We start from the raw sequence: 4,003 nt of genomic DNA, 5'->3' as shown, positions 1-4,003 counted from the left end.
GGTGTTTGCGCTGGCGGGGATCATCGGCGCCGAATTCGTCCTGATCCGCGGCGACCTGGGTGCTGCGACGCTCAAGAGGCTCGCCGGCATCGACCGCCATTACGGCGTCATCGCCGCGCTGATCATCGTCGTCGGCATCGGCCGCGTCTTCTATGGCCTCAAGGGCTGGGAATTCTACGTCTACAACTGGGTGTTCTGGGCCAAGATAGCGGCGTTCGGCGCTGTCGGCCTGCTGTCGATCATCCCGACCGTCCGCTTCATATCCTGGAACAGGCAGGCGAGCGGCAATGCCTCGTTCCAGGTGCCGGCGACCGAACTTGCGTCCGTGAAGACCTATATCCGCGCCGAAGCTTTCATCTTCCTGCTCATCCCGGTCTTCGCCGCGGCGATGGCGCGCGGCTACGGCTACTAGGGTGGCGATCACCCTCCGACATTATCCACCCATCGAGTGCGGATGTTTGCGGATATCGGCAGTTTGCCGCCCAGTTGCTATTTGCTAGCTTGCCCTAGTTGTTGCTTCATGCGCAGCCGGTGTTGAGAGGAGATCCGCGCGGCGTTGGAGATTCATATCCCGGGAGGAGATCACGATGAGAAGATTTGTCGCCGCTCTGGCTGCTGCCGCGGCCGTCACGCTTTATGGGTTCGCGGCCAGCGCGCAGACCTATCCTGAACGAACCATCACCGTTGTGGTACCGTTTGCCGCCGGCGGTCCGACCGACACGGTCACGCGCCTCGTCGCCGAAGCGATGTCGAAGGATCTCGGCCAGCAGGTCATCGTCGAGAATGTCGGCGGCGCCGGCGGAACGCTGGGTGCCGGCCGCGTCGCCAACGCCGAGCCTGACGGCTATACGCTGCTGCTCCATCATATCGGCATGGCGACAAGTGCGACGCTGTACAGAAAGCTCGCCTACGACACGCTGAACGCCTTCGAATATGTCGGCCTCGTCACCGAGGTGCCGATGACCATCGTCGGCCGCAAGGACCTGGAGCCGACCGATCTCAAGGGGTTGGTGGAGTACGCCAAGGCCAACAAGGATTCCATAACCGTCGCCAATGCCGGCATCGGTGCGGCCTCGCATCTGTGCGGCATGCTGTTCATGAGCGCCATCAAGACGCCGCTGGTCACCGTGCCCTACAAGGGCACCGGCCCGGCCATGACCGATCTCCTCGGCGGTCAGGTCGACATCATGTGCGACCAGACGACCAACACCACCAAGCAGATCCAGGGCGGCACCATCAAGGCCTATGCCGTCACCTCGCCGGAGCGCCTCGATGTGCTGAAAGACGTCCCGACGACGGTGGAAGGCGGCCTTCCCGAAGTGCAGGTCGGCATCTGGCACGGTCTCTATGCACCCAAGGGCACACCGGCCGGGATCACCGAACGCCTGTCGAAATCGCTTCAGGTCGCGCTGAAGGACCAGAACGTCGCGGCCCGCTTCGCCGAACTCGGCACCAAGCCATCGCCCGAGGCCGATGCGACGCCCGCCGCACTGAAGGCCAAGCTGGAAAGTGAGATCGCGCGCTGGAAGCCGATCATCGAAGCCGCCGGCCAGTATGCCGACTGAGGTTTGAACAGGGGCGCCACCGGCGCCCCTGTTCGCTCGGCATCCGCTACGCACCGCGGCTTGGGAGAACCATCATGAAACCTTTCGCGATCGACAGGGCCAACGGCCTGTGCGCCGCCCTGTTCATCGGTTTCGGCGCATGGTTCGCGCTGCAATCGCTCGGCCTCGAAATCGGCACCGCGTTGCGCATGGGGCCAGGCTATTTTCCGCTGGTCCTGGCGATCGTGCTGGTCCTGCTTGGCGCCGTCATTCTCGTCCAGGCTGTACGCGTCGAGGGCGAAGCGGTCGGGCATATTGCGTGGCGCGGCATGCTGCTCATCCTGCCTGCTCCGATCTTCTTCGGCCTGACGGTGCGCGGCCTCGGATTCATCCCGTCGATCTTCCTGACGGCGCTGATCGCGTCGTTTGCCAGCCGCTGCATGAAGCCGTTGACCGCGCTCGTGCTGTCGGCCGGCCTGACATTGTTTGCATTCCTTGTCTTCAGCTACGCGCTCGGCCTGCCGTTCCGCCGCTTCGGCCCGTGGCTGGCCCCGTGGTTGGTGTCGTAAGGCGATGAGCATGGATCTGCTCGACAACCTTGCGCTCGGCTTTTCGACGGCGACGTCGCTGACCAACCTCGGTTTCTGCCTGATCGGCGTCCTTCTCGGCACGCTGATCGGCGTCCTGCCCGGCATCGGCGCCACCGCGACCATCGCCATGCTTTTGCCCATCACCTTCCAGATCGGCGACCCGGTTTCCTCCCTCATCATGCTCGCCGGCATCTATTACGGTGCGCAATATGGCGGCTCGACCACCGCCATTCTCATCAACATGCCCGGCGAATCCTCGTCCGCCGTCACCGCGATCGACGGCTACCAGATGGCCAGGAACGGCCGCGCCGGGGCGGCCCTCGCGATCGCGGCCATCGGCTCGTTCTTTGCCGGCACCGTTTCGACGTTCCTCGTCGCCATCTTTGCCCCGCCGCTGACGGCGATCGCGCTGAAATTCGGCGCGGCCGAGTATTTTTCGCTGATGATCGTCGGCCTGGTTTCGTCCGTCGCGCTCGCCCACGGCTCGATCGTCAAGGCGCTGGCCATGGTCGTGCTCGGCCTGCTGCTCGGCGTTGTCGGCACCGACATTTACACCGGCACGCCGCGCTTCACGCTTGGAATCCGGGAATATGCCGACGGGTTGAATTTCGTTGCGGTGGCGGTCGGTGTCTTTGGCATCGCCGAGATCCTGCGCAACCTCGAAAACGAGGATGAGCGCTCCGTGATGATCCGCAAGGTCACCGGCCTTATGCCGACCCGCGAGGACTTTCGGCGCATGGCAGCGCCCATCGTGCGCGGAACGATCATCGGTTCAGCGCTCGGCATCCTGCCGGGAGGCGGCGCGATCCTGGCAGCCTTTGCCTCCTACACGGTCGAAAAACGCGTCTCGAAAAACCCGAAGGAGTTCGGCAAGGGCGCCATCGAAGGCGTCGCCGGACCGGAATCGGCAAACAATGCCGGTGCGCAGACTTCCTTCATCCCGATGCTGACGCTGGGCATTCCGGCCAACCCTGTCATGGCGCTGATGATCGGCGCCATGATCATCCAGGGCATCGTGCCCGGCCCCAATGTCGCGACCGAACAGCCGGCGCTGTTCTGGGGCATCATCGCCTCGATGTGGATCGGCAATCTGATGCTGATCATCCTCAACCTGCCGCTGATCGGGCTTTGGGTGAAGCTGCTGACGATCCCCTATTACGTGCTTTTCCCGATCATCATGGCGTTCTGCTCGATCGGCGTCTACAGCGTCAACAGCAACGTCTATGATCTCTACGCCGTCGCCTTCTTCGGCTTCCTCGGCTACCTCCTGACCAAGCTGCGCTGCGAACCGGCACCGCTGCTGCTCGGCTTCGTGCTCGGCCCGCTGCTCGAGGAAAATCTGCGCCGCGCCATGATTCTCTCGCGCGGCGACCCGAGCACCTTCGTGACCAGACCGATCAGCGCCGGCCTGCTGCTCATAGCGCTCGCCGTGCTCGCCGTCGTCTTCCTGCCGGCGGTCAAGAAAAAGCGCGAAGAGGTGTTTGTGGAGGAGAGTTGAATTACGCCGCCGTTCCGCCTCGGTCCTGAACCTCTTCGACCGGGTCGAGCGGTGCGATCGGCACCAGCGGTGCCGGCACATCGGTCGTCTTGACCTCGGCCTTGCAGATGTCGGCGATGACGCAGGCCGGGCAATCCGGCTTGCGCGCCTTGCAGACGTAGCGGCCATGCAGGATCAGCCAGTGATGTGCATGGCGCATATATTCGTCCGGAATGATCTTCAACAATCCCTGCTCGACCTGTTCCGGCGTCTTGCCGGGCGCTAATCCGAGCCGGTTGCCTATGCGAAGAATGTGCGTGTCGACCGCCATCGTGTGCTGGCCGAAGGCCATGTTGAGCACGACATTGGCGGTCTTGCGCCCGACCCCGGGC

General features: G+C 63.7%; 4 protein-coding genes and 1 pseudogene. 4 read left to right on the top strand and 1 reads right to left on the bottom strand.

The features are described from left to right. Position 1 precedes the first annotated feature (1 nt). The 4 genes from EN991_RS26270 to EN991_RS26255 all read left to right on the top strand — a co-directional run bounded on the left by EN991_RS26270 (position 2) and on the right by EN991_RS26255 (position 3,632). On the top strand, positions 2-412 hold the full coding sequence (locus tag EN991_RS26270; RefSeq protein ID WP_245461082.1) for a DUF2214 family protein: 411 nt from the start codon (positions 2-4) through the stop codon (positions 410-412). Positions 413-587: 175 nt separating this feature from the next. Beyond that, on the top strand, positions 588-1,565 hold the full coding sequence (locus tag EN991_RS26265) for a tripartite tricarboxylate transporter substrate-binding protein (RefSeq protein WP_063168999.1): 978 nt from the start codon (positions 588-590) through the stop codon (positions 1,563-1,565). Positions 1,566-1,639: 74 nt separating this feature from the next. Continuing rightward, positions 1,640-2,113, top strand: coding sequence for a tripartite tricarboxylate transporter TctB family protein (locus tag EN991_RS26260; RefSeq protein WP_063169000.1), 474 nt, complete (start codon positions 1,640-1,642; stop codon positions 2,111-2,113). Between the two features lie 10 nt (positions 2,114-2,123). Beyond that, complete coding sequence (locus EN991_RS26255; protein ID WP_063169001.1) at positions 2,124-3,632, top strand: tripartite tricarboxylate transporter permease; 1,509 nt, start codon at positions 2,124-2,126, stop codon at positions 3,630-3,632. A 1-nt stretch (position 3,633) separates the two neighbouring features. Here the strand turns inward: EN991_RS26255 and EN991_RS26250 are convergent. Continuing rightward, a pseudogene (locus tag EN991_RS26250) lies at positions 3,634-4,003 on the bottom strand (endonuclease III); the annotation flags it as partial.

Source organism: Mesorhizobium sp. M7A.F.Ca.US.005.03.2.1 (genome assembly GCF_003997795.1).
Lineage (GTDB): Bacteria > Pseudomonadota > Alphaproteobacteria > Rhizobiales > Rhizobiaceae > Mesorhizobium > Mesorhizobium ciceri.
This window is presented reverse-complemented; position numbering and strand designations above follow the sequence as displayed.